At 71.4% G+C, this 24,459-nt stretch carries 25 protein-coding genes; 8 read left to right on the forward strand and 17 right to left on the reverse strand.

The genetic code is table 11. From position 1 onward, the window contains the following. Window positions 1-70: 70 nt before the first annotated feature. Together EV186_RS20940 and gndA are read left to right on the forward strand one after the other, a co-directional pair. Window positions 71-700: a hypothetical protein gene (locus tag EV186_RS20940; protein ID WP_133850989.1), complete on the forward strand. Its 630-nt coding sequence runs from the start codon at window positions 71-73 to the stop codon at window positions 698-700. 21 nt (window positions 701-721) lie between these two features. After that, window positions 722-2,158, forward strand: coding sequence for an NADP-dependent phosphogluconate dehydrogenase (gndA, locus tag EV186_RS20945; RefSeq protein ID WP_133850990.1), 1,437 nt, complete (start codon window positions 722-724; stop codon window positions 2,156-2,158). Window positions 2,159-2,175: 17 nt separating this feature from the next. Here the strand turns inward: gndA and EV186_RS20950 are convergent, their stop codons facing one another. Beyond that, on the reverse strand, window positions 2,176-3,237 hold the full coding sequence (locus EV186_RS20950) for a LacI family DNA-binding transcriptional regulator (protein ID WP_133850991.1): 1,062 nt from the start codon (window positions 3,235-3,237) through the stop codon (window positions 2,176-2,178). Window positions 3,238-3,304: 67 nt separating this feature from the next. Between EV186_RS20950 and EV186_RS20955 the strand changes: the two genes are divergently transcribed. Beyond that, the gene (locus EV186_RS20955) at window positions 3,305-4,498 is read left to right on the forward strand and encodes an MFS transporter (protein WP_133850992.1); all 1,194 of its coding nucleotides are present in this window, start codon (window positions 3,305-3,307) and stop codon (window positions 4,496-4,498) included. Here the strand turns inward: EV186_RS20955 and EV186_RS20960 are convergent. The 4 genes from EV186_RS20960 to EV186_RS20975 form a co-directional block, all read right to left on the reverse strand. Further along, window positions 4,484-4,999 (reverse strand): hypothetical protein, encoded by a 516-nt coding sequence (locus tag EV186_RS20960; RefSeq protein ID WP_133850993.1) that lies wholly within the window; start codon window positions 4,997-4,999, stop codon window positions 4,484-4,486. The genes EV186_RS20955 and EV186_RS20960 overlap by 15 nt on opposite strands. Next, entirely contained in the window at window positions 4,996-5,757 is a 762-nt protein-coding gene (locus tag EV186_RS20965) for a bestrophin-like domain (RefSeq protein WP_133850994.1), read from the reverse strand. Before EV186_RS20965 ends, EV186_RS20960 begins: the two co-directional genes overlap by 4 nt. Window positions 5,758-5,947: 190 nt before the next feature. After that, a complete protein-coding gene (gene dprE2 / locus EV186_RS20970; protein WP_133850995.1) occupies window positions 5,948-6,670 on the reverse strand; it encodes a decaprenylphospho-beta-D-erythro-pentofuranosid-2-ulose 2-reductase in 723 nt (240 codons plus the stop codon). Beyond that, on the reverse strand, window positions 6,667-7,104 hold the full coding sequence (locus EV186_RS20975) for an SRPBCC family protein (RefSeq protein WP_133850996.1): 438 nt from the start codon (window positions 7,102-7,104) through the stop codon (window positions 6,667-6,669). The genes dprE2 and EV186_RS20975 overlap by 4 nt, the downstream gene beginning before the upstream one ends. Before the next feature lie 105 nt (window positions 7,105-7,209). Here EV186_RS20975 and EV186_RS20980 point away from each other — a divergent pair, with 105 nt between their 5' ends. Continuing rightward, complete coding sequence (locus EV186_RS20980; RefSeq protein ID WP_133850997.1) at window positions 7,210-8,907, forward strand: hypothetical protein; 1,698 nt, start codon at window positions 7,210-7,212, stop codon at window positions 8,905-8,907. Here the strand turns inward: EV186_RS20980 and EV186_RS20985 are convergent. Continuing rightward, entirely contained in the window at window positions 8,904-9,299 is a 396-nt protein-coding gene (locus EV186_RS20985; RefSeq protein WP_133850998.1) for a RidA family protein, read from the reverse strand. The genes EV186_RS20980 and EV186_RS20985 overlap by 4 nt on opposite strands. 43 nt (window positions 9,300-9,342) lie before the next feature. On the opposite strand from EV186_RS20985, the gene EV186_RS20990 reads away from it, so the two are divergent. Further along, entirely contained in the window at window positions 9,343-9,765 is a 423-nt protein-coding gene (locus EV186_RS20990; protein ID WP_133850999.1) for an SRPBCC family protein, read from the forward strand. Between the two features lie 112 nt (window positions 9,766-9,877). On the opposite strand, the gene EV186_RS20995 is transcribed toward EV186_RS20990, so the two are convergent. The 8 genes from EV186_RS20995 to EV186_RS21030 form a co-directional block, all read right to left on the reverse strand. Then, window positions 9,878-10,915, reverse strand: a complete 1,038-nt coding sequence (locus EV186_RS20995) for a WD40/YVTN/BNR-like repeat-containing protein (RefSeq protein ID WP_133851000.1) — start codon at window positions 10,913-10,915, stop codon at window positions 9,878-9,880. A gap of 79 nt (window positions 10,916-10,994) precedes the next feature. Further along, window positions 10,995-11,801, reverse strand: a complete 807-nt coding sequence (locus tag EV186_RS21000) for a S1 family peptidase (RefSeq protein ID WP_133851001.1) — start codon at window positions 11,799-11,801, stop codon at window positions 10,995-10,997. A 392-nt stretch (window positions 11,802-12,193) separates the two neighbouring features. Next, window positions 12,194-13,180, reverse strand: coding sequence for an SMP-30/gluconolactonase/LRE family protein (locus tag EV186_RS21005; protein WP_133851002.1), 987 nt, complete (start codon window positions 13,178-13,180; stop codon window positions 12,194-12,196). A gap of 7 nt (window positions 13,181-13,187) precedes the next feature. Continuing rightward, entirely contained in the window at window positions 13,188-13,832 is a 645-nt protein-coding gene (locus EV186_RS21010; RefSeq protein WP_133851003.1) for a histidine phosphatase family protein, read from the reverse strand. Next, entirely contained in the window at window positions 13,833-14,894 is a 1,062-nt protein-coding gene (locus EV186_RS21015; protein ID WP_133851004.1) for a phosphotransferase family protein, read from the reverse strand. Then, entirely contained in the window at window positions 14,891-16,105 is a 1,215-nt protein-coding gene (locus tag EV186_RS21020; RefSeq protein ID WP_133851005.1) for an acyl-CoA dehydrogenase family protein, read from the reverse strand. The genes EV186_RS21015 and EV186_RS21020 overlap by 4 nt, the downstream gene beginning before the upstream one ends. Continuing rightward, entirely contained in the window at window positions 16,038-16,718 is a 681-nt protein-coding gene (locus EV186_RS21025; protein ID WP_133851006.1) for a hypothetical protein, read from the reverse strand. The genes EV186_RS21020 and EV186_RS21025 overlap by 68 nt, the downstream gene beginning before the upstream one ends. A gap of 61 nt (window positions 16,719-16,779) precedes the next feature. After that, window positions 16,780-18,396, reverse strand: coding sequence for an AMP-binding protein (locus tag EV186_RS21030; protein WP_133851389.1), 1,617 nt, complete (start codon window positions 18,394-18,396; stop codon window positions 16,780-16,782). Between the two features lie 644 nt (window positions 18,397-19,040). Here EV186_RS21030 and EV186_RS21035 point away from each other — a divergent pair. Continuing rightward, entirely contained in the window at window positions 19,041-20,714 is a 1,674-nt protein-coding gene (locus EV186_RS21035; RefSeq protein ID WP_133851007.1) for a bifunctional 3'-5' exonuclease/DNA polymerase, read from the forward strand. After that, window positions 20,711-21,565, forward strand: coding sequence for a phosphotransferase family protein (locus EV186_RS21040; protein WP_133851008.1), 855 nt, complete (start codon window positions 20,711-20,713; stop codon window positions 21,563-21,565). Before EV186_RS21035 ends, EV186_RS21040 begins: the two co-directional genes overlap by 4 nt. Before the next feature lie 10 nt (window positions 21,566-21,575). On the opposite strand, the gene EV186_RS21045 is transcribed toward EV186_RS21040, so the two are convergent. The 3 genes from EV186_RS21045 to EV186_RS21055 form a co-directional block, all read right to left on the reverse strand. Beyond that, window positions 21,576-22,094, reverse strand: a complete 519-nt coding sequence (locus EV186_RS21045; RefSeq protein ID WP_133851009.1) for a hypothetical protein — start codon at window positions 22,092-22,094, stop codon at window positions 21,576-21,578. 76 nt (window positions 22,095-22,170) lie between these two features. Then, window positions 22,171-23,184, reverse strand: coding sequence for a tetratricopeptide repeat protein (locus EV186_RS21050; protein WP_133851010.1), 1,014 nt, complete (start codon window positions 23,182-23,184; stop codon window positions 22,171-22,173). Window positions 23,185-23,239: 55 nt separating this feature from the next. After that, window positions 23,240-23,878, reverse strand: coding sequence for an FMN-dependent NADH-azoreductase (locus EV186_RS21055; protein ID WP_133851011.1), 639 nt, complete (start codon window positions 23,876-23,878; stop codon window positions 23,240-23,242). 81 nt (window positions 23,879-23,959) lie between these two features. Between EV186_RS21055 and EV186_RS21060 the strand changes: the two genes are divergently transcribed. Further along, on the forward strand, window positions 23,960-24,451 hold the full coding sequence (locus EV186_RS21060; protein ID WP_133851012.1) for a MarR family winged helix-turn-helix transcriptional regulator: 492 nt from the start codon (window positions 23,960-23,962) through the stop codon (window positions 24,449-24,451). The last annotated feature ends 8 nt before the right edge of the window (window positions 24,452-24,459 follow it).

Genomic DNA, 24,459 nt, shown 5'->3' on the forward strand with positions numbered 1-24,459 from the left:
GGTGCAACACACAACCTCCGCGTCACCGATACGTCTTTGAGCTCAACGACTGAGCGAGAGGACTACAACGATGAACGCGAACTTGCGAAGACTGGGCGGCTGGCTGGTCTGCGTGCCGGTGGCGGCACTCGGGCTCGCCGCGTGCGGCAGTCCGCACTCCACCGGTTCGGCCAACCCCCTGCCCGCGAAGGCCACCTCGACGCCGACGACCACGTCGTCGAGCAAGGCGCACGACGCCGGCGACGACCACTCGTCGGACTCCGGCAGCTCCGGAGGGTCCGGCAGTTCGGGTGGCTCGGGCAACTCCGGTGGCTCCGGGTCGGGCGGCTCGGGTTCGGGCGGCTCGGGCGGTGGCTCCGGCGGGGGCAGCAGCCAGCCGACCGCGAAGGTCGTGAGCCTGACCGTGGTCCAGCAGCCGAGCTGCCCGGTGAACGGCACCCCGGAAGCACCGTTCAGCTCGCCCGGCAACCCGGTCGTCATCTCCTGGAAGGTGTCCGGCGCGGACGGCGCCGCGATCGGCGTGGACAACCCGGGCACCTACGGCGCCTACGGCAGCAACTACCCGCAGAGCGGCACCGAGACCTTCCAGTTCGGCTGCGGGAGTGACAACGGGACGACGTCGCACCAGTTCACCGTGTGGCCCAAGGACCACCCCGAGACGTCCAAGACCATCACCGTCACCGCCAGGAACAACCCCTGATCCGTGGTTAGTGTGGGTGCCATGGCGAACAACCCCGATGCGACGATCGGTGTCACCGGCCTCGCGGTGATGGGCAGCAACCTGGCGCGCAACCTCGCCCGGCACGGCTTCCGGGTGGCAGTGCACAACCGCAGTCCACAGAAGACCAGAGATCTGATCGCCGACCACGGCGGCGAAGGCGACTTCGTGCCGAGCGAGTCGCTCGCCGAGTTCGTCGGGTCGCTCTCGCGCCCGCGGGCCATCATCGTGATGGTCAAGGCGGGCGCGGCGACCGACGCCGTGATCGACGAGCTCGTCCCGTTGCTCGACCGCGACGACATCGTGGTCGACTGCGGCAACGCCCACTACATGGACACCCGTCGCCGTGAACAGGCACTGGCCGTGCGTGGCCTGCACTTCGTCGGCTGCGGCGTGTCCGGCGGCGAGGAAGGCGCACTGCACGGCCCGAGCATCATGCCAGGTGGTTCGGCGGCGTCGTACCAGAAGCTGGGGCCGATCCTGACCGCCATCGCGGCCACTGTGGACGATGTGCCGTGCTGCGTCCACGTCGGCCCGGACGGTGCGGGGCACTTCGTCAAGATGGTGCACAACGGCATCGAGTACGCCGACATGCAGCTCATCGCCGAGTCCTACGACCTGCTCCGGTCCGGGCTCGGTGCCGGGCCGGCGGAGCTGGCCCAGACCTTCACCGAGTGGAACGAAGGTGATCTCGAGTCGTTCCTGATCGAGATCACCGCGCAGGTCCTCGGCCACACCGACGGGCGGACCGGCAGTCCGTTCGTCGACGTGGTGCTGGACCAGGCCGAGCAGAAGGGCACCGGCCGCTGGACCGTGCAGAGCGCGCTGGACCTGGGCGTGCCGATCACCGGCATCGCGGAGGCGACGTTCGCCCGGTCGCTGTCCGGGCACGCCGAGCAACGCGACGCCGCGGTGAGCGCCTTCGGCGCTGACGAACCCACTGGCTGGGCCTCCGACGGCTTCGTCGACGACGTGCGCCAGGCGCTGTACGCGTCCAAAGTGGTCGCTTACGCGCAGGGCTTCGACCAGATCGCGGCGGGCAGCGCCGAGTACGACTGGGACATCGACCTGGGCGCCATGGCCACCATCTGGCGTGGCGGCTGCATCATCCGGGCGAAGTTCCTCGATCGCATCAAGGAGGCCTACGCGGATCAGCCTGCGTTGCCTTCGCTCTTGGTGGCGCCGTACTTCGCCGACCTGGTGGCCAAGTGCGTGCCGAGCTGGCGGCGCGTGGTGGCGGCGGCGAGCACGCACGGCGTTCCGGTTCCGGCATTCGCGTCCTCTCTGTCGTACTTCGATGCGTTGCGGCGGCGGCGTTTGCCCGCCGCGTTGATCCAGGGCTTGCGGGACAACTTCGGCGCGCACACCTACCGGCGCGTGGACGCAGAGGGCGCCTTCCACACGTTGTGGGCCCGGGACCGTTCCGAACAGTCTCGATGAAGAACAGGCTCGATGAATCAGTGTGGTGCGGGGGCCGTACTCCCCCGCACCACCAGCTCCACGGGTAACGTCGCCGACATCGGCGACGCGCCCTCGAGCATGCGCAACGCGAACTGACCGGCCAGCCGTCCTTTGCCCGCAAGGTCCTGGCGCACGGTGGTGAGCGCGGGTCGCGACCACGCGGCCGACGGCACGTCGTCGTACCCGACTATGGACAGGTCACCCGGCACGTCAAGGCCGAGTTGCTCGGCCACGGACAACGCGGCCAAGGCCATCTGGTCGGACATGCACAGCAACGCCGTCGGCCGCGGTGTCCGGTCCAGCAACGCGAGCGCGCCCGGCCGTGCGTCCGCAATGGACGGTCCGGCCGACTCCCAGATCGCCACGGACTTGATCCTGGCCGCGGCCAGGGTGTCGAGGTAGCCGGCGAAGCGTTCGCGGGCGTGGCGCGCCTTGCTCTCCCGCGCCTGCGTGAGGCTCAACTCCCCGCCACCGGCGTTCAGGCAGCACGTGGACAGGATCGCGAACCGGCGGTGGCCGAGCTCGACCAGGTGCGCGGCCGCTTTCGCCGCGCCTGCGCGGTCTTCGACCCGCACGCTCGACGCGCCCTTGGCCACCGGCTGGTCGATCACCACCAACGGCAAGCCCCGCTGGCGCACCGCCCGCAACGACGGTGCGCCGTCCAGCAACGAGTACGCGACGACGACGTCGGCCTGCGCGCTCAGGACGCGTTCGGCCGTCGGCCCGTTGCCCTCGGCCGCGCCGGGCAGCAACAGCAACGCCTTGTCCTCCGGGTCCACCGCCGTGGCCAGCGCGTCCAACGTCAGCGACAACGCCGGATCCGAGAAGGCCGACGACAGCCCGGATCCGAGCAGCACCGCGATCGCCCCGGTGCGGCTGGTGGCGAGGCTGCGCGCGGTCGGGTTCGGCCCCGGGTAGCCGAGCTTGCGCGCCTCACGCAGCACCTTCACCCGCAGCTGCGCGGACAGCTGATCGGGGCGGTTGTAGGCGTTGGACACCGTCGCCCGCGACACACCACAGGCGTGTGCCACCTCGTCGAGCGTCGGCCGTTTGGTCATGTCCGGCATCGTAACGGGTGGACTTTCTGAAGCGCTTAAGTCAGCATGGCAGCAGGGAGGTCTGCCGATGGGACGCGACCGCATCGCGGTGTTCGCCGTGTTCGCCCTGAACGGGGCGGTGCTCGGCTCCTGGTCACCACGCGTGCCCGCGATCGCCGAGCAAGTGCACGCATCGCCTGGCGCACTGGGCATCGCGCTGCTGGGCGCGAGCATCGGCATGATCATCGCGGCGTCGCTGGCCGGACGGGCGATCGAGCGGATCGGCGCCCGCGCGGCGGTCGCGGCCGGGGTCGTGGCATCGGTGTTGCTGTTGCCGGTGATCGGCACGGCCACGTCGATCTTCGTGCTGGGCCTGGGGCTCGCCGGGCTGGGCGCGAGCGTGGGCACGTGGGACGTCGCCATGAACATCGCGGCGGTCGCGGTGGAACGCAGCGCGGCCAAGCCGTTGATGCCGATCATGCACGCGGGGTTCAGCGTGGGCGCGCTGGTCGGCTCGGCGCTGGCCGGGCTGGCCGCGGGCAACCACTGGACACCCGGCAGCCACCTGCTGGTGGCGTCGGCGGTCACGTTGTTGTTGCTGCTCACCGTGATCCGGTCGGTGCCCGGCGTCGAGCCGCGGACCCAGGCACAGACGCAGCCACGGGCACGCGGCAGCCTGCTCCGGCGGCCGCTGTTGTGGCTGCTCGCCTCGATCGCGTTGTGCTCCGCGATCGCCGAAGGCGCCAGCACGGACTGGTCGGCGCTGCTGATGGTGACCGAGCACGGCGTCGACCAAGGCGCGGCAGCACTGGCGTACTCGGTGTTCTCGCTGGCCATGGCGGCGGCCCGGTTCGGCGGCACGTGGCTGCAACAACGCTTCGGCGCGACCGCGACGCTCGTCTTCGGCGCCTCGGCCGCGGCGGTCGGCTTGCTGCTGACCGCCGTCCTGCCCTTCGCGGCGGCCGGGTACATCGGCTTCGGCATGGCGGGCGCGGGCCTGTCGGCGGCCTTCCCGGTGGCGCTCAGCCTCGCGGGCCACGCCGGCCGGCGATCCGACGGCAGCGGCGGCGAACGCGAACTCGCTTTTGTCACGATGATCGCCTACAGCGGTTTCCTGATCGGACCGCCGGTGATCGGCGGGATCGCGCAGCTGACGTCGCTGTCGTGGTCGTTCGTCGTGGTGGCGGTGGTCGCGGGGATGATCGTTCCTTCAGCGTTGCTGGCGGCCCGCTCCGGCGCCCGCGAAACCCGGCGCGTGAGTTCCCGCTCAGCGGGCGCGTGACCGGCGGCCGGAGCGCGCAGCGGCGCCCGCACCGGCCAGCAGGACCACGAGGGTCATCGCCCACCGGCGCTTCTTCTTCGTCGCCTCGTGGTTGTCCCTTTTCACCGCAACGGCCTTGGTCGGCAACGCGATCGTCGTGACCGGTGGCACGACCACGGCCTTGCGGGGCGTCGTCTTGGTGGTGGTTCTTGTGGTGGTGGTGGTCGTCGTCGTCGGCGCAATCGTGGTGCGCCGCGGAGTGGGGGCGGCGGGCGGCGGCGGGGGTGCGGGCGGCCGCGCGGGCGGCCTGGTCGGGGGTGGACGAGTCGTCGTCGTGGTTGGTGGTGGCGGCGTTGGTGGTGGCGTCGTGGTCGGCGGCGGGCGGGTCGGCCGGGGCGGCGGCGGATGCCCGGCAGCCAGCGGCGGGTGCGCCACCACGCCACCGCTCAGCACCTGGCCGAGCACCACCAGCACCAGCCCGACCATCACGCCGAGAACGACCGCGGGCAGCACCCGCTTCATCGCAGTCGCGCGGCCGCGGCGTCGAAGGCCGCGGGCTCGACCCGAGGCCCGCCGCTGAACGGGTTCTGCAGCTGCGCCGTCGCGAACAACAACAACGCGAGCGTGCCGGCGAGGATCGCCACGATCAGGATGTGCGTCAACGGCCGCGGCCCACCGAACATCAGCGGCAGGGCCACCGTCATGACGCTGCCCGCGATCAACGCGAACCACACCACCGAGCTCACGCCGGCGCTCTGCGCGGCGGTCAACCGCGCCTCGCGTTGCTGGTAGACCTGCCAGAGCTGGTTCGCCGCCTCGGACTTGCGATCGCCCGTCCAGTCGTCGTCGGCCTTGGCCGCGTCCACGGTGCGGCGCAGCTGGTCGAGTTCGGCCCAGCCCTTGCCGTCGACGTCGCGGCCCTCCCGCATGGCCGGCCATTCCTCGGTCGAGACGGTGGTCAGGTACTGGCGGGCCTGCGCACGCACATCGTCGCCGACGGGCGCGGGTAACGCATCGGCCGCCCACGTGGTCGCGACCATCGCCTCGGCCTCGGCGTACGAGCCGTCCTCGGCCGCGGAAACGGCGTCGAACAACGCGATCAGGACGAAGGCCAGGAGAACGGCCTGCAGGCCACCCACGATGGTGAAGACCTGACCGGCGGCCTCGTTGTTCTCCATCACGCCGTCGGACGCGCCGATCCGGCGGACCAGGTAGGCGACCACCCCGGCCACGATCGCGGCGCCGAGCACCCAGATCACGCCCTGGACATAGATCGACACCAGCGTTCCTTCCCCACCGTCAGTACATAGTGGACTGTCCACTGAGGATCGGAGCAGTGGCCGTCACGTTCCCTCGAAGACGTTAATGAGAACGGCGACGGCGTGACAAGGTGACCCGGCGAAAGCACTCGGTAGAGGGGCGCCGGTACACCGGTTCGGCGCAATGCGACCAGGCGCGGGACGCTGAGCGTCACCTGGGCAGGCGACGCCAGATCACCTGTGGGAGCAATCTCATGACGAAGAACACCGGACGGAGCATCCCCGGCACCCAGACGACGTCCTTGCCCTTGCGCACTGCGGCAACCGTGGCATCGGCCACCTGATCGGGCGTACTCGACAGCGGCGCCGGGGCCATGCCCGCGGTCATCCGGCCGATCACGAAACCCGGACGGACCAACACGAGCCGGACGCCCGTGCCGTGCAACGCATCGGCCATGCCGCTGGCGAAGCCGTCGAGCCCGGCCTTCGCCGAGCCGTACACGTAGTTCGCCTTGCGCACCCGTACCCCGGCCACCGACGAGAAGACCACGATCGTGCCGCTGCCCCGCTCGCGGAACCGGGCGGCCACCTCGGTCAGGATGCCCACGTGCGCGAGGTAGTCGGTGTGCACGATGGCCATCGCGTGCGCGGCGTCGCGCTCGGCCCGGGCCTGGTCGCCGAGGATGCCGAACGCGACGACCACCGTGTCCGGCAGGCCGTGCTGCTCGGTCACCTGGTCGAGGAACGCACCGTGTCTTGCCACGTCGTCCGCGTCGAACTCCACCGTCGCGACCTTCGCACCCGCCGCGGTCAGCTCCGCGACCTCGGCGTCGAGGTCGTCGCTGCGCCGCGCAGCCAGCACGAGGTCGCCGCCGAGCCGCTTGGCCACGGCGACACCGATCTCGCTGCGCCCACCGAGCACCAGGGTGCTCATGTGCGGAGCAGGCCGTCGAGGCGATCGAGGGTGGCCCTGATGCCTTGCTTGTTCTTGCCGGGGAAGCCCAGGAGCTCGATGCCCTTCGGGACCAGCGCGGTGGACCAGTCGAAGGTCTCGGTCACCTCGGTGCGTCCTTCGCCGGCATCCTTCAGCGACCAGCGCCAGCGGTGGCCGAAGAAGTGCCGCCACGCGATCAGCGTGCCGTCCTCGAACTCCACCACCGTGTTGCGGATCCGGTACGGCAGGCCCAGCTTCATGTCCATGCCGAACTTGGCGCCGAGCGAGAGCCGCTCGGGATTGCCGCCGCGCGCCGCGCGAACCGTGCCCGAGCCGTCGATGCGTGGGTGCTGGGCGGGATCGGCGAGCAGGTCGAACACCGCCTGCCGCGGCGCGTCGACGACCTTGGTCACGGAGATGGCGCGGTCCGGCATGCGCTGACCCTACGCGACCCCGGTGCGACCGAATCCAGGGCAACCTTGCATCCTGGTCAGGCGTGGACAGGGTCGGGGGACCCGGATGACCGAGGGGGCACAACCTTGAGTGCCGACACAATGGCCGCTCGCACGACCGAACCAGTCGAACCGCCGAAGACCACGGCGAACCTGTCGCGGCGGTGGGCGGCCGTGCTCGCGGTCGTGGTGCCGACGCTCGTCACGTGCGTGCACGCGCTGGGTTATGGCCGCTGGCTCGTCGACGACGCCGGGATCACGTTCGCCTACGCGCGCTCGGTCGCGCAGGGTAACGGTCCCGTGCTGCAGCCCGGCGCCACGGCGGTCGAGGGGTACTCCGACCCGGCCTGGCTCGGCGTGCTCACGGTCGGGCGCTGGCTCGGCCTGTTCGACCACGGCGCCTGGTTCGGCATCCCCGACTACGTGTTGTTCCCCAAGGGCATCGCGCTGCTCTGCTGCATCGGCGTCTTCGTCGCCCTGTACCGCACGGCGGCCGCCGTGACGGAGCGCCCCGCGCTGGTCGCCGGGGTCGCCGGCGTGATCACGGCGCTGGTGCCCTCGTTCGTCATCTGGTGCTTCTCCGGTCTGGAGAACTCGCTGCTCGCGCTGGCCGTGGTCAGCCTCGCATCGGTCCTGGTCCGGGCCGCCGCGTCGGGCACACTCGCGCGCCCGGGCGTGGCGATCGCCTGTGGTGCGCTGGCCGCACTGGCCGCGTTGACCAGGCCGGACGGCGCCCTCTACGCGGCCGCGTATCCCCTGGTCGCGCTGCTTTTCGTGACCCGCCCGGCGCTGCGCCGGACGCTGTGGGTGGTGCCGCTGTCGGTCGTCACGTTCCTGATCCCGTGGGGTGCCTACCTGGCGTGGCGCATCGCGGAATTCGACGCGGTCGTGCCGAACACCGCGCTGGCCAAGGGCCAGTCGGCGCCCACCGTCGACAGCATCCGCAAGGCCGTGGACCTGGCGAGCTACCTCGGCTGGCCGCTGGTGCTGGTCGCGGTCGTGTGCCTGGGCGCGGCGCTGGCACGGCCGTCGCGGACCAGGACCGGGCTGGTCGCCCTGCTGGTGCCGTTGGTGCTGGCCATCATCGGCTTCTCGGTGTTGTTGCAGGACTGGATGCCGCAGTACCGGTTCGCGACGCCGGTCTGGCCGCTGGCCGCGCTGGCCACCTCGATCGCCGCCGCGCACCTGCTGCCGCAGCTGGCCGTCCGGGGGCGGGCCGCGCTCGCCGTGCTCACCGCCATCGCCTGCACGCTGGCCGGGATCTCGTGGTGGCAGAACTACGACGAGTTCTCCACCGGCCCGACCGTGCCGCTGTGCGTGGTCGTCCAGCAGGCGCAGGAGTACGACGGTTACGCGCGGATCATGGGCGTGCGGGACGCGACGGTGCTGCTGCCCGACATCGGCGGCACCGCGCTCGCCGGCAACCTGCGGGTGGCCGACGTGGCGGGGCTGGCCGACAAGCGCATCGCCCAGTTCTGGAGCGACGAGGACATGGCCGGCCTGCGCGACTACGTGTTCACCGAGCTGCAGCCCGCGGTGATCCACATCCACGGCTCGTGGGCGAACGCCACCGGCCTGCTCGACGACCCGCGCATGCAGACCGACTACCTGCGGCTGCGCTGGACGTCCGCGACCGGCGCCAACCTGGTGCGCCGCGACCTGATCCCGAACCCGGCGGTCCAAGACGAGCTGATCAAGTTCGCCCGGCACTCGGCCACGGTCCAGGCCCAGCTCGGCCCCCAGCGAACCCGCTCCTGCGGTGACGTCCTGCGCCCTGAGGCCTAACCGACGGCGGTCACGTCCACCTCGACGAGCTGGCCGGTGAACCCGAGCTGGGCGACGCCGAGCAGGGTGCTCGCGGTGGTGAGCATGGCCGCGACCGGCGATTCGCTCAGGCGCGTCCACACCGCGGAGAGGTCCTCCTGGCGCGGCGAGACCACGTAGATGACGGTGCGCACCACGTGTTCGGGCTTGAGGTCCACACTGGACAGCGCGAGTTCGATGTTGCGCACCACGGCGTCGACCTGGGCGAGCAGGTCGCCCGCGCCCACCATGTTGCCGTCGGCGTCGAGCGGGCACTGCCCGGCGAAGTGGACCGTGCGCTCGCCGGTCGCGATCGTCACGTGGCTGTAGCCGGGCGGGGTGTGCATGCCGTCGGGGTTGCGGCGCTCGATCATGCGGTCTCCGGAATTGTCGGTGGGCGGTGCCAGACTCGCGCCCATGAGTGAGGTGGGACGCACGCAGGATGTCGGCTACGAGGTCGGCGTGTCCAAGACATTTGACGCAACGCTGGACCGGGTGTGGCAGCACTTGGTGAGCCCGGCCGGCTTCGGCACGTGGGTGGGCGCCGGTGCACGCCTGCCCAGCGGTCGCGGTGAGCAGTACCAAGCCGACGACGGCACCACGGGCGAGTTACGCAGCCTGCATACCGGCGACCGCATCCGGGCGACGTGCCGGCCGCCGGGCTGGACGCACGACACGACCATCCAGCTCACGGTCCGCCCGGCCGCCGGCGACCGGACCACGGTCCGGCTGCACCAGGAGTGGCTGGCGGACGCGCACGAACGGGAACAGCAACGCGAACACTGGCGGGCCGTGATGGCCAGATTGGAGCAGGACCTGAGCATCCCGACAACTGAATAGGGTGGCGTGGCCTGGCTGAATCACGCTGTCTTCGAGCCGGCTGGTCTCGAGCCCCGGTTCAGTGGATCCGGTTCGGTGGCACAGGACTTGGTTCCGTGACCCAGGTCTTGGTTCAGTGGCGCAGCACCACCACGCGACCGTCCACACCGGAGCCCCAGCACGCCTGGTCGCGGGTGCACTCGACCGAATCCAGGCTGCCTGAGTCGAAGCGGTGCCAGCTGCGGCCACCGTCCGCGGAGATGTCGCTGCCCGTTGGGCCGACGGCCAGTGCGACCCGGCCGGTCAACCACGCCGCGCCGGAGCGGTACTCGCCGGGGCCGGTGGCGGCGTGCCACGTGCGGCCACCGTCCGCGGTCAGGGCGAGGGCGTCCGGTGCGGAGTCGGGCACGGTGTAGTCGCCGCCGATGGCCAAGCCGTGCCGCGGGTCGTGCATGGCCAGGGCGTAGATCCCGGCGCTCGGCCCGCTGCGCACCGGCGTATCCGTGGCTTGCCAGGTGTGGCCACCGTCGCGGGAGTGCAGCACCCGGGCGGTCGCGCCGCCGCCGGTCGCGAGCCACGCATCGCGTGGGCCCGCGGTGACCAGGCACGTGCCGCTCGCGGCGAAGCCGAACTCGCCGTCCAGCGCGGGCGGCATCCCGGCGGGGTCGTCGACGGCCCATGAGGCGCCGCCGTCGGAGGTGCGGATGATGCGGAACTTGCCGTCCACCGGGTCGGACATGGCGATCCCGTGGCTGCGGTCGAAGAACGCCATGCAGTCGTAGAAGGCGCGGTCGTCGGTGTTGGTGAACCCGACCTGCCAGTGCGCGCCGCCGTCGGTCGTCCGGTAGACCCGTGACTGGTCGCCGGGGCCGATGGTCAGCGCGACCGCGTTCCGGGCATCGAACGCCTCGATGTCGCGGAACTGCAGGGCCGACGCCCCGGCAGGCGACACGTCGATCCAATGACGGCCGCCGTCGGTGGTGCGTAAGACCGTGCCGGACGTGCCCGCGACCCAGGCGACGTCGCGCGACACCGGCGCCAGCCCGCGGAACTCCGCGGTGGTGCCGGTCGGCCGCTCCTGCCAGCTCGGCAGCCGGGGATGCGCCGAAGCCGACGGAGCGAGAGCCACGACGGCCGCGGAAACGGCCAGCAGCGTGAGAGTTCGCCTCATGCCGACGCAGGTTATGCCCGCGGCGCCGAACAAGGAAGACGGTCCGGCGGGCGAAAGGAGAACCCGCCGGACCACCCCGCTATGGCAAGGAGTTCGCCGCGGCCAAGATCTGCGACGAGTACGTGCTCACCTGGGTGTAGACGCCGGGGAAGCCAGGCTCGGCGCAGCCCTCGCCCCAGCTGACGATCCCGACCTGGACGACACCGGACGTCGTCGACTTGATCATCGGGCCACCGGAGTCGCCCTGGCAGGTGTCGACGCCACCCTGGTCCATGTAGCCGGCGCAGATCATCGCGATGTCGACGAAGTTGTCGCCGGCGGCGCGGTACGCGCCACCGCACACCGAGTCGCTGACGAACGGCACGGTCGCCTTCAGCAGGTACCGCTGCTGGGCGCCGCCCTCACGCGTGGAACCCCAGCCCATGATCGTGAAGTTGCCGTTGTCGGCCGACGTGTCGCTGGCGAGCGTGATGTGCGGCTGGGTCACCGGCGAGGCCAGCTTGATCAACGCCCAGTCGTTGCCCTGGTCGTAGTTGACGTAGTTCGGCGACTGGTAGACGTAGGTCGACCGGACCTTGACCGCACTACTGGACTTGAGGTCCACAACGCCGAGCGTGGCCGTGATGGACGTGTTGTTGCCGGTGCCGCTGACGCAGTGCGCCGCGGTCAGGATCACCCGGTCGGTCAGCACCGAACCGCCGCACCCCATGGACAGCCGCACCATCCAGGGGAACTCGCCCTGGCTGGCCCTCGAGCCGCCGACCACGTTGGGGGACGCCGACGGTCCCGGCGACGCCGCCATGGCGGGCGCGTCGACCAGGGTCAGCGCGAGCGCGGCGCCGGCCGCGACGACCACCGCCGATCTGAGGATCTTGCTCAACCGCATGCGAAACCAGCCTCCTGCAGGGAAGGAACCGGATGAAGGTGACGAACCTGGTGAATCGTCAACCCATTCGCACCGTATGCGGCAAACAGCGACCGAACCCAGCGACTGGGAACGTCAGCCCTCGTTCGGCCTAACTCACCGGTGCCGCCCCCAAAGACAACCTTGAGCCCCCGAACCGACCCGAATCTCCCCGACGAGCCCGCAATCCGACCTACGCCACCCCTGCCCAAAACTTCGCGCGCGCGTAGCAAGCCCCCACCCTCCACCGGGGGCTCCCCTTCAGCCAGTCTATCGAGGTCAGGGGGCTGGCAGGGGCGCGAAGCCGGATCTGTGGACAACCGGGTGCCTGTGGAAAACCCAGTCCGCGGGAGCACCGCCAGCGGGTGAACAGGTCAGCGGGAGAAGGAGGCCACCGCCCGCCGGTGCAGGCTGCCCAGGTACACGGTGCCCTTGTGCTCGCGCACGCCGGTGACCATGTGGAAGTCGTCGCGCTTGCCGTAGTACTCGTGCACGGTGCGCCCGGTGTCCCCGTCGACAGCCCGCACCCAGATGCACGCGCGTTCCTTGGGCCGCACGGCCTCCGGCAACGCCCAAATACCCTTGCGCAGCAATGGGTTCATCCGGTGCGCGCGGTCCAGCAGCCGGTTGCGTGGGCTGGCCAGCGCCACCCAGATCAGCCCGTCGCTGCCCGTGGCGATGTTGTCCGGGAACCCGGGCAGGTTCTCCACCAGCGCCTCGTCGGCACCGGCGCGCGACCCGGTCAGCCACACCTTGTCCAGTCGGTACGACCCGGTCTGCGCGACCACCACATAGGACTCGTCCGGGGCCAGCGCGACGCCGTTGGCGAACTGCAGGCCGTCCAGCAGCACCGTCACGTCACCGGATGGCACCCGGCGCAGCAGGCGCCCGGTGCCGCTGTGCTCGATCAGGTCGGCCGTGTAGTGGTCCAGGTCGAAGCGCGAGGTGCTGTCAGTGAAGTAGACCGTCCCGTCGGCCGCGACCGCCGCGTTGTTGCACACCCGCAGGTCGTCGCCGCGCGGCACCAACGTTTCCAGCTCGCCGGACGTGCGGTCGGCCAGCAGCAGCCCGCGCGAAGCGTCGCACACCAGCAACCGGCCGTCGGGGTAGAACTCGAGACCGAGCGGACGGCCACCCGTGTCGGCCACGGTGTCCAGGCGCCGGCCATCGGCGGTCAGCCGCAGGATCCGGCCGTCCTCGACCCCGGTGTAAACACTGCCGTGCTCGGAGACCAGCACGTCTTCGGTGCCGCGCCCGTTCACCTGGAGGATCGTCAGCTCCGGCAGGTTGGACTTCGGCGTAGAGCGCAGCGACAGCTTCGGCGGCTGCCACACCACCGGGTCGACCTTCGGCTTGCCCATGATCTCCCTAGCGGTAGGTCAGCAGGTCGCGCGCGGGCCCGTCGAAATGCCCGTGCTCGTTGAACGATACGAGGGAAGTGCCGGACCGGCCGGTTACCAGCGTGGTGATGGACGCGTTGGCCACCACCCGGTTGACTGCCAGGAAACCGCGCGGCGGCAGCTCGAGCAGCCGCGCGCAGATCGACGCGATCACCCCACCCGAGGTGAACACGACCGCCGTCTCCCCCTTGCCCAGCCCGGCGACCAGTTCGTCGAGGGCGGCCACCGCGGTGTCGGCGAACGCGGCGAACGTGCCCGCGGCACCCGCGTCCGCGCCGTCCACGATCCACGCGTGCAACACGCGGTCGAGCGCGGCCTGGAACTCCCGCGGCGAGCTCACCCGCGCGTCGGCCGCCAGGTGCGAGACAAGCGCGAGGTGGTCGTACTCGTTCCAGCGGGGATCGACCTGGACGTCGGCGTCCGGCAGCGCGAGCTTCGCCGTGACCTGTTGGCGGCGCAGGTTGCCCGACCACACCGACACCGGCGTGACCTCGCGGCGGCGCAGCTCGTCGCCCACGGCCGCGGCCTGCCGCTCGCCCGTCGGCGAGAGCACGTCGTAGTCCTCGGCACCGAACGACGCCTGACCGTGCCGGACGAGGTGGACCGCCCCCATCTACAGCCCTCCGTGTTCGATCACCTGACGGCAGCGCCACTCCATGTAACCCACGAACATCCAGTAGTCCTTGAACCTCGGGTTCGTCGTCTGTCCGTTGTGGAACCGGTAGTAGATCTGCTGCATGATCACGGCCAGCCGGAAGAGGCCGAACGCCTGGTAGAAGGCGTAGTTCTCGGTCGGCAGGCCCATCAGCTTGCAGTAGCGGTCCCACATCTCGCGCCGGGTGGGCATGCCGGGCAGGTTGCTCGGCTGGCGCCGGGCCAGCTGGTAGACCTCGTCGTCGTCGGCCTGCACCCAGTACGCGAGCGTGCCGCCCAGGTCCATCAGCGGGTCGCCGAGCGTGGCCATCTCCCAGTCGAGCACGCCGATGATGTCCAGCTCCGGTGAGAGCACGGCGTTGTCGAAGCGCCAGTCGTTGTGGATCACGCACGTGCGCACGTCGTCGACCTGGTGCTCGGCCAGCCAGGCCATGACCGCTTCGAGGTCGGGCACGTTCTCGGTGCGCGCGGCCCGGTACCGGCGGGTCCAGCCCTCGACCTGGCGCCGCACGTAACCGGCGCCCTTGCCCAGCTCGGTGAGGCCCGCCTCGGCCGGGTCCACGCGGTGCAGCTCGGCGAGCCGGTCGATCAAGGCGGCGCCCAGACCGGCGGCATCGGCCTCGGTCAGGTGCAGACCCGGCGGCGGGTCGCTGCGCAGGATGATGCCCTGGATCCGCTCCATCACGTAGAAGTCGGAGCCGAGCACGCCCTGGTCGTCGCAGAAGCCGAGAACCGTTGGCACGTAAGGGAACACCGGCTTCAGCGCGCGCTGCACCCGGAACTCGCGGCGCATGTCGTGCGCGGACGCGGCCTTGTGCCCGGCCGGTGGCCTGCGCAGGATCAGCTCGCGATCCGGGTACCGCAGCAGGTAGGTCAGGTTCGACGCGCCACCCGGGTACTGCCGCACCTCGGGCGGCGCGGATGGCAGGTCGGCGACCTCGCCCTTCAACCAGGAGTGGACGGCCGCGACGTCGAAGGCGTCCTCGGTGCGCAGCTCCCCCGGCTCGTCGACCGCGGTCATCGCTTCAGCCCGTACTTCTGCAGTTCGAGGCGGGCGACGAGGCCCAGGTGCACCTCGTCGGGACCGTCGGCCAGGCGCAGCGCCCGGGCCCCGGCGTAGGCGGCGGCCAGCGGGACATCGTCGGTCATCCCGGCGCCACCGTGCAGCTGGATGGCCATGTCGATCACGTCGAGCGCCATGCTGGGCACCAGCGCCTTGATCTGCGAGACCTCCGAGCGCGCGCCCTCCAGGCCCACCGTGTCGAGCTTCCACGCCGTGTTCAGCACCAGCAGCCGCGCCTGGTCGATGGCGATGCGGGCGTGCGCGATCCGCTCCCGGTTGCCGCCGAGGTTGGCCAGCGGCTTGCCGAACGCCACCCGGTCCACCGACCGCCGGCACGCCAGCTCCAGCGCCTTCTCCGCGAGGCCGATCAGCCGCATGCAGTGGTGGATGCGGCCCGGTCCCAGCCGTCCCTGGGCGATCTCGAAGCCGCGGCCCGGGCCGGCGATCACGTTGTCCAGCGGCAGCGTGACGTCGGTGAACGTCACCTCGCCGTGCCCGAACGGCTCGTCGAGCCGGCCGAACACCGGCAGCATCCGCTCGACCGTCACGCCGGGGCTGTCGGTGGGCACGAGCACCATGGAGTGCTGCGCGTAGCGGTGCGCGGACGGGTCGGTCAAGCCCATGAAGATGGCCACCCTGCAGTTCGGGTGGCCGATGCCGGAGCTGAACCACTTGCGCCCGTTCAGCACGACCTTGTCACCGTCGACCACGGCGGTGGCCGCCATGTTCGTGGCGTCCGACGAGGCGACCTCGGGCTCGGTCATGCAGAACGCCGACCGGATCTCCCCGCGCAGCAAGGGGTCCAGCCACTGCCGTTGCTGCGCCGGGCTGCCGTAGCGGTGCAGCACCTCCATGTTGCCGGTGTCCGGGGCGCTGCAGTTGAACACCTCGGGCGCGAGCACCGAGTGGCCCATGGCCTCGGCGAGCGGCGCGTACTCCACGTTGGTGAGGCCCGCGCCGTGCGTCTCATCCGGAAGGAAGAGGTTCCACAGCCCCTGCTCGCGGGCCTTCGCCTTGAGCTCGGGAACGATCGGCAGCACGACCCAGAGATCCGGCGCCGCATGCAGTTCCCGCAGGTAGTCGCCCTCGACCGGGTCGATCTCAGCGCTGATGAACGCCTGAACCCGCTCGAGGTAGTCCGCCGCTCGCGCCGAGTGCGTGAAGTCCATGCGGGTCAACATACCGCGCGGTCGGACGGGAAACAGCGATCAACGCGATGGCCACCGCCACGCCGCCGAGCACCATCGGCCAGGCCACCTGCGTGGCGATCGTCAGGCTGCCGGCCAGGTAGAGCAGGGCCGCCCAGGCGAGCACCTCGCGGCGCACGGCCAGGTGCAGGAGCAGCACGGCGATCGCGGCCATCCCCAGCATGGGGACGACGCCGTAGAAGAACGCCTCGAAGCCGGGCAGGTCGTGGATGGACTTCGAGATCGGGCCCATGCCGGCCCGGCTGTCCGCGCGGAAGCCGACGATCAGGTCGATCACCATCTGGCCGAGGATCGCGACCGTCCCGAGCACCCCGGCGACGCCGACGACGTCCACCCCGATGCGTTCGGGGGTCGTGCGCGCCGCGCGCCGGCTGCGCGACCAGAGCGCGGCGAGCACCACGCCGAGCCCGAGGTTGCCGAGCACGTAGCCGCCATGCGCGACCGTCCACACGGTCAGCGCGGTCGGCCAGTCCAGGTCCGGGTGGCCCTTCCACCCGAACTTCAACGCGACGACGCCGACCAACAGCAACACCGGAGCGGCGACGAAAGTCCTTCTGAGCCAGGGATTTGTCATGGGCAAAGCCTGGCGTCCCGGTCTCGGGCGGACATCCGGCAAAGACCCCGCTCTTGATCCCCTAGGGGTGCTCGGCGAGTTCCCCGCGCAGGACCTTGCCGGTGGCGTTGCGCGGCAGCTCGTCGAGGAACACGACCTCGCGCGGCACCTTGTAGCGGGCGAGGTTCGCGCGCACGTGCGTCTTGAGATCTTCGGCGCTGACCGCGTCCCGGTCGCGGACCACGACGAACGCACGCAGCCGCTGGCCGAACGTCTCGTCGGGCACGCCGATGACGGCCGCTTCCGTGACGCCCTCGAACTCGACGAGCAGGTGCTCGATCTCGGCCGGGAACACGTTCTCCCCGCCGGAGACGATCATGTCGTCGTCGCGGCCGTCGATGAACAGCAGGCCCTGCTCGTCGAAGTGGCCGATGTCCCCTGTGGACAGCAGGCCGTCGACGATCTCCTTGGTGCGGCCGTCGCTGTAGCCGCTGAAGGAAAGCCCGCTCGCCACGAACACGCGGCCGGTGACGCCGGGCTCGGTGATCCGCGCGCCGTCGTCGTCGAGGATGGCGACCCGGCAGCCGACCGGCGCCCGGCCCACCGTGCCCGGCGCCGCGGCCCAGTCCGCAGGCGTGGCGACGCTGGCGACGGCGACCTCGGTGGACCCGTAGAGGTTGTGGATCACCGGGCCGAACGCCTCGGTCGCCCGGTTGCCGAGCTCCGGGGCGAGCGCCGAACCGGCGCAGAAGATGATCCGCAGCGAGCCGGTGTCGTAGCGGTCGAGCACGTCCGGGCCGAGGTCGACGATGCGCTGCAACATCGTGGGCACGACGACCAGCGCCGTGCACCTGTTGTCCTGGATCGCTTTCAGGGTGGATTCGGGGTCGAACCGGCGGCGCAGCACGACCGTCGAGCCGAGGCCGAAGGACAGGATGAACTGCGAGAGCCCGGTGCCGTGGAACAAGGGCGCGGCGAGCATCGTGCACTCGCCGGCGCGCAACGGGATCCGGTCGAGGAACTGCGCGGCGACCAGGGGCGAGCGGATCTGCCGTGGGGCGCCCTTCGGCGTGCCGGTGGTGCCGCTGGTGAGCAGGGTCAGCGAGCCGGCGGTGCGCGGGAGCGGCACCGGGCGGTCGCTGGTGCTGGTGATCAGCTCGTCGAGCGTCTCGACCGGGAACGTGCCGTGGCCGTCGACCCAGGCGAGGTAGCGGGGCAGGTCGAGCGTCTCGGCGAGCTCGGTGAACTCCTGGTCATGGATGAACGCGGCGACCTGCTCGCGCTCGGCGACGTCGGCCAGCTGCGGGCCGGCGAACCCGGTGTTCATGAGCAGCAGCTTGGCGCCGAGCTTGCCGGCCGCGAGCATCGTGTCGACGGCGCCGCGGTGGTCGCGGGCGAGCAGGGCGAGCACCGAACCCGGCCCGACGCCGCGGTCGGCGAGCGCGCGGGCCAGGGCGTTGGAGCGCAGGTCGAGCTGGCGGTAGGAGAGCTCGCCCAGCTCGTCGACCAGCCCGATCGCCCGGTGATCCCGTGCGGCCGCCACCTGCGCCGCACCGGCGATCGGGCCGAGGTGGCGCACCGCGAGCACCGACCGCACCACGAGATCAGGCCGCGTCACAGGCACCAACCCGGCGCGGCGCAGCACCTCCACACTGCGCACCACAATCGGCACCTGCTCGAGCGGCCCGAGCGGCCCCAGTCGCCCGAGCTGCCCCAGTGCGGCGTCGAGCACCTGACTTAGCCTGCCGATCACGGCGCCTCCCCGGTTCGTGGCCTACCTGCTGGTCACCTTCCCCAGCCACGCCGAGTCCGTCAACTCATCCTCAACGCGTGTGTCCCCCGTTCCAGCAGGGTGTATCCCCCGCTCCCGCCGGGCGTGTCCCCTGTTCCGGCCCCGCGAGTCCCCCGTTCCCGCCGGGCGTGTCCCCCGTTCCCGCTGGGTGTGTCCCCCGCTCCCGCAGGGCGTGTCCCCCGTTCCTGCCGGGCGTGTCCCCCGTTCCAGCAGGGTGTGTCCCCTGTTCCGGCCCCGCGAGTCCCCTGTTCCGGCCCCGCGTGTCCCCCGTTCCCGCCGGGCGTGTCCCACGTTGGCGTGGGGTGGGTTCGGTTTGGTCTCGGGGTGGGCAGCGGAGCCTTTCGGGGCAACCAAACGCGACTCCGCGTCCGTGCAGGGTGTGTGCCCCCGTTCCGCTCCCGTGAGTCCCATCTTCTGTCCGGGCTTGTCCGCGCGGAGCGGGGGACACACCCGGACGGAGCAGGGGACACACCGGGGCAGAGCGGGGGACACACCGGGTCGGAACGGGGGACACGCCTTGGTCGGCGGGAGTGTCGGTGGGGTGGCGCAGAATGCGAGGTGTGCTGGTCGTGGTGGCTCCCGAGGCGAACGGGGTGGGCCGGGTTCGCGTGGTGGGCGAGCCGGGCGACCTGACCGTGCGCTTGGCCGAGTGGATGGCCGAGACCGAGCGCAACCACCGGCCGCGCTGGGTGTTGCCGTCGGCGGCCGAGGTGTACCCGGGGCTGTTGAAGGCGGGCGCGCGGATCGAGCGGTGCCACGACCTCACGCTCGCGGAGGGCATCCTGCTCGGCTTCGCCGGCGAGCACCACCGGCCACGCAACCCCGTCGCGGCCTGGGCGCGGGCCCACGGCGGCCCTTCGTCCCCCGAACCACCCGACCCGCCGCCGCCCGAGCGGGACGAACCACCCGCGTTGTTCGAGGCCGACCGTCGGCCGGCCATTGCCGGGCTCGACCCGCTCGACTGCGCCGAAGCGGTCTACGCCGACCAGCAGCGGCGCACCGACCAGACCGCGCACCCCGACCGGCTGCGGCTGCTCATCGCCGCCGAGTCGGCGGGCGGGCTCGCGGGTGCGGAGATGACGCACTTCGGGTTGCCGTGGCGGGCCGACGTGCACGAACAGCTGCTCACCGACCTGCTCGGGCCGCGCCCGCCGAGCGGGGCGCGGCCGAAGGTCTTGCAGGAACTGGCCGAGGAGATCGGCGCGGCCTTCGGCGGGATCACGCTCAACCCCGACCACCCACCGAGCGTCGTGCGCGCGTTCCAGCGGGTGGGCATCGACGTCTCGTCGAGCCGCGCGTGGGAGCTCAAGCAGGTCGACCACCCGGCGGTGGCGCCATTGCTGCACTACAAGGAACTCTCGCGGCTGTACGTGGCGCACGGGTGGTCCTGGCTGCACTCATGGGTCCACAATGGACGTTTCCGGCCCGAGTACGTGGTCGGTGGCGTGGTGTCCGGGCGCTGGGCCACCCGAGGCGGCGCGGCGCTGCAGTTGCCGAGGGCGTTGCGGACCGCGGTGCGCGCCGATCCGGGGTGGACGTTGGTGGTCGCCGACGCCGCGCAGCTCGAACCCCGGGTGCTCGCCGCGTTGTCGGCGGACCGCAAGCTGGCCGAGGTGGCGGGCTCCACCGACCTCTACGCCGGGCTGGCCGAGGACGCCTTCGGCGGTGACCGCGGGCAAGCGAAGATCGCCATGCTCTCGGCCATGTACGGCGGCACCAGCGGCGGGGCCGGGCCGTTGCTCGCCGTGCTGCGCAAGCGTTTCCCCGAGGCGGTCGGTTACGTCGAGGAGGCCGCCCGCACCGGCGAACGCGGCGGGATCGTGCGCTCGCGGCTCGGCCGCACGTCGCCCGCACCCGGCGAGGCACGCCGCGAGCTGATGGAGAGCGAGAGTGGCGACGAGACCGTCGAGCGCCGGGCCCGGCAGGCGGCCCGCGAATGGGGCCGGTTCACCCGCAACTTCGTGGTCCAGGCCAGCGCGGCCGACTGGGCGTCGACCTTGCTCGCGACGCTCCGGCGCCGGCTGGCGGCCACGGCCCCGGCCGCCGAACTGGTCTTCTTCCAGCACGACGAGGTCCTGGTGCACTGCCCGGCCGACCAAGCCGAAACGGTCGCCGCCGAGGTGACCGCCTCGGCGCAGGAAGCGAGCGACCTGGTGTTCCCCGGCACCGCGGTGCGCTTTCCCTTGCAGGCCAACATCGTCGACTGCTACGCGGACGCCAAATGACCACGCTCAATGACTGGCTGGCCACCGTCCTACCCGGACCGGCGCCGCACATCCAGCCGCTCGCGGGCGGCTACCGCAACACCACGTTGCTGCTGACGCGCGACAACCAGCGCTGGGTCGTGCGCCGGCACCGGCACGGCAACCGGGCCGCGGTCGAGGTGGCGATCGCGCAGCGGGTGGCGGGAATCGTGCCGGTGCCCGCGGTGCTGGCCGCCGATCTCGATGGCTCCGCGAGCGGGATACCGACCTTGCTGCTCGACTACATCGACGGCAGGCCACCCCACCACGCCTGCGCCGACGCCGGACGAAAGCTGGCCGCGATCGGCACGGTGACCTTCGACCACCCAGGGACCTTCGACCGCCCCGGCGCACCGGACACCCCGGACCTCGTCCCGTCGCCCGACGGCATGCCCGGCTCGCTCCCGGAGTTCGTCGCCGAGTGCATGCGCTCGCCCCACGTCCGGCTCACCACCCCCGAACGCGACGCACTGATCCGCCTCGCCGAGCGGTGGTCGCCGCTGATCCCCCGCGACGCCGCCCACCTCGTCCACTCCGACTACAACCCGAAGAACCTGTTGGTGCGCAACGCGACCGTGGTCGCCGTGCTCGACTGGGAGTTCGCCTACAGCGGCAGCCCGCTGGCCGACGTCGGCAACATGCTGCGGTTCGCCGAGGAACCGGAGCACACCGAATTCCTCCGCGGCTACCGGGAAATCGCCGAGCTCCCCGACGACTGGCGCGCCATCAGCAAGGCCCTCGACCTGTTCGCGCTGGCCGAGTTGCTGACCCGCGAAGAAACCAACCCGGTCACCGAGGCGGTGACCGGGTTGGTACGCAAGATGATCTCTTAGCCCTGGGCGCTCAGCCTTGGGGGCCGAACGACTGCTGCGGACCGAACCCGCCCTGCGGCGCACCGTGACCGGGCTGCTGGTAACCCTGCGGCGGCATCGGCTGGCCGTAGCCGGGCTGCGGGCCCTGCGGCCCCTGGGACATCGGCTGGGGCATCGGCTGCGGCATCGGACGACCCGGCATCGGGCCCTGGCCCATCGGAGCCTGGGCCATCGGAGCCTGCATGGCCGGCATCGGGCCGGAGTTCGGGGCCATGGGACCGGCCGGCGGGCCGGCCTGGTAACCGGGCTGGGGCTGGAAGCCCTGCTGCGGCGCGAAACCGGGCGCGGCCGCGGGCTGCGGAGCCGGGTCCTTGTCCTTGCTCAGCGCCATCGCGAGCACGAGGACGAGCACGCCGGCGCCGCCGACGATCAGGCCGAGGGCGGGCTGCATCGGCTCAGACCACATCAGGATGCGGAACTGGATGTCCGTGAAATGCAGGATCGCCGAGACAAAACCGAAGAACATCAAGGTGCCGCCGAGCCTGACCATGCCGATCTCCACACACGAGGGGGTTTGCCGTTATCGACGCGCGGACCCCACCCCAGGTTCCGTCGACACAGGACCGTTATCTGGCCCGCACCGGCCGGATGCCCAAAGTGGCCAAACCGGACGCGAGCAGCGAACACACGGCCACCGTCACGAGCAAACCGAGCCCCCAGGCGCTCACCGCGATCGTCACGCAGGCGAGCACCAGCAACACCAAACCCAACGCGGTCAACGCACACGCCCCAGCCAGCACCGGACTGGCCCGCACCAGGGCCACCGGCGCGACCCGGGCCGGGGCGGGCGCGGCGAACCAGCCACGCACGCCCAGGTAGGCGAGCAGCACGAGCAACAACACCCCGGCCCACGCCAGGACATGCGAAGGGCTGGGGATCCCGGCCAGGATCAGCACGAAGCTGCCCACCGCCTGCCAGCCCGCGACCCTGCGCACGATGAGCAGCAACGCCCTGCGCGACGTCCGCCTGCTGCGCGGGGGCGGCGGCTGCGCGGCCGGCAACGCCGGGGCCGGGGTGCTGCCGACGGTCCCGGCGAGGCCGCGCAGGCTGGTCCGGGCGTGGTCGCTGGTCGGGTCGATCACCAGCGCGCGCCGGTACGCCTCCCGCGCGGCCGCCACGTCGTGGGCGTGCAGCGCGACGTCGCCGAGGACTTCGTAGGGTCTGGCCACGCCGTTGGACAGTTCGGCTCCGCGCCGGGCGGCCTGCACGGCCTCGGCCGGGTTCATGCCGTCGAGCGCCTCGGCCAGGGCGACGTGGCTGCGCCACTCCTCCGGGTCGCGGCGCACCGCCTCGCGCGCGGAGATCACCGCCTCCTCGCGCCGGCCCAGCTCGATGAGCGCCAGCGACGCGAGGCGGTGGCCCCACGACCGCTCGCCGAGGGTGATCGCCCGCTTCGCCGCGTCGAGCGACTCGTCGGCGTGCCCGGCGTCCAGGCAGGCGGCCGAAAGCCGGCACCACGCCTCGGAATTGTCCGGGTTTTCCGCGAGCACCGGCCGCAGCACCGCGACCGCCGCGAGCGGCTGGCCCGCGGCGGTCAGCTCCGCGGCACGCCGCAGAGCTGCGGTGATCGGCTCGACCATGCCCGCCAGTCTGGCACCACCGAGGCCGTACGGAGGGTAATGACCCGAACCCGGATCAGGCGGAGCGAGCCAGCTCACGCACGGTCTCGTGCGCCGCGCGCCGGGACTGGGCCGCGAAGTCCTTGAACTGGGCCAGTGCGGGCACCGTGTCGGCCAGGGTCATCTCGGTGTGCACGAAGGTGATGTCGAGCAGGCCGATCTGGCCCAGCACACCACGCAGGTAGGGCTCCTGGAAGTCGAGCGGTTCACGTGGCGTGCCCGGCGCGTACGAGCCGCCGCGCGCGGTCGCGATGATCACCTTCTTGTCGGACAGGATGCCGCGCCCGGTCGCCGGGTCGACGAAGTGCGCGGGCACGAACAGCCGGTCCATCCACGTCTTGAGCAGGGACGACACCGTGAAGTTGTACATGGGCGCGCCGATCAGGACGGTGTCCGCCCAGTGCAGCTCGTCGAGGAGATCCGCGGTGTGCTGGAACGCCTGCCGCTGCTCCTCGGTGTGCTCCGCGGGGTCGACCTGGGCCGCGGCGTGCGCGACGGCGTCGAGGTGCGGAACCGGGTTGCCGGCGAGGTCGCGGTAGCGGTAACCGCCGTCCGGGTGGGCCGCGCGCCACGCGTTCGCGTAGATCGCGGTCACCTCCTTGGACACGGACGCGGCACCTCGGAGGCTCGAGTCGATGTGGAGCAAGTTCGTCATGGCCCAAACGTACGACCTGAGATGTTCTCAGTCAAGATGAGTTTGAGTGAGAACATCCGGCATTCACGTATAATCGGACCCATGACCAGCGTGGACTCGGGCAACCCCTGCCAGCGCGCGGCGTTGCAGGAGTCGGACCTGAACTGGCTCATGCACCGGGCCGCCCACCGCCTGGGTGCCGCGCTGGACGAACGCGCCCAGCAGCACGGCGTCGGCATCCGCGGCTACGTGGTGCTCACCGCGCTGCTCGAGCAGCCCGGCCGCACGCAGCTCGCGCTCGGGCACTCGCTCGGCCTGGACAAGACCACGCTGACCGCCCTGCTGGACAAGATGCAGGCCGGCGGCCTGGTCGTGCGCCGGGACAACCCGGGCGATCGCCGCTCGCGCATCCCCGAGCTCACCGACACCGGCCGGGAAGTGCAGGCCACGCTGGCCGGCGAGCTCGCCGAGGTGGAGCGCCAGGTGCTCGGCGGCCTGTCCCACGCCGAACGCGACCAACTGCGGGTGATCCTCGCCAAACTGGTGGCCCCGGCCCTCGACGGCACGCCGGACCCCGGCGGTTCCTGCCTGTAGTACCCGGT

The sequence above is a fragment of the Labedaea rhizosphaerae genome (assembly GCF_004362825.1).
GTDB lineage: Bacteria > Actinomycetota > Actinomycetes > Mycobacteriales > Pseudonocardiaceae > Labedaea > Labedaea rhizosphaerae.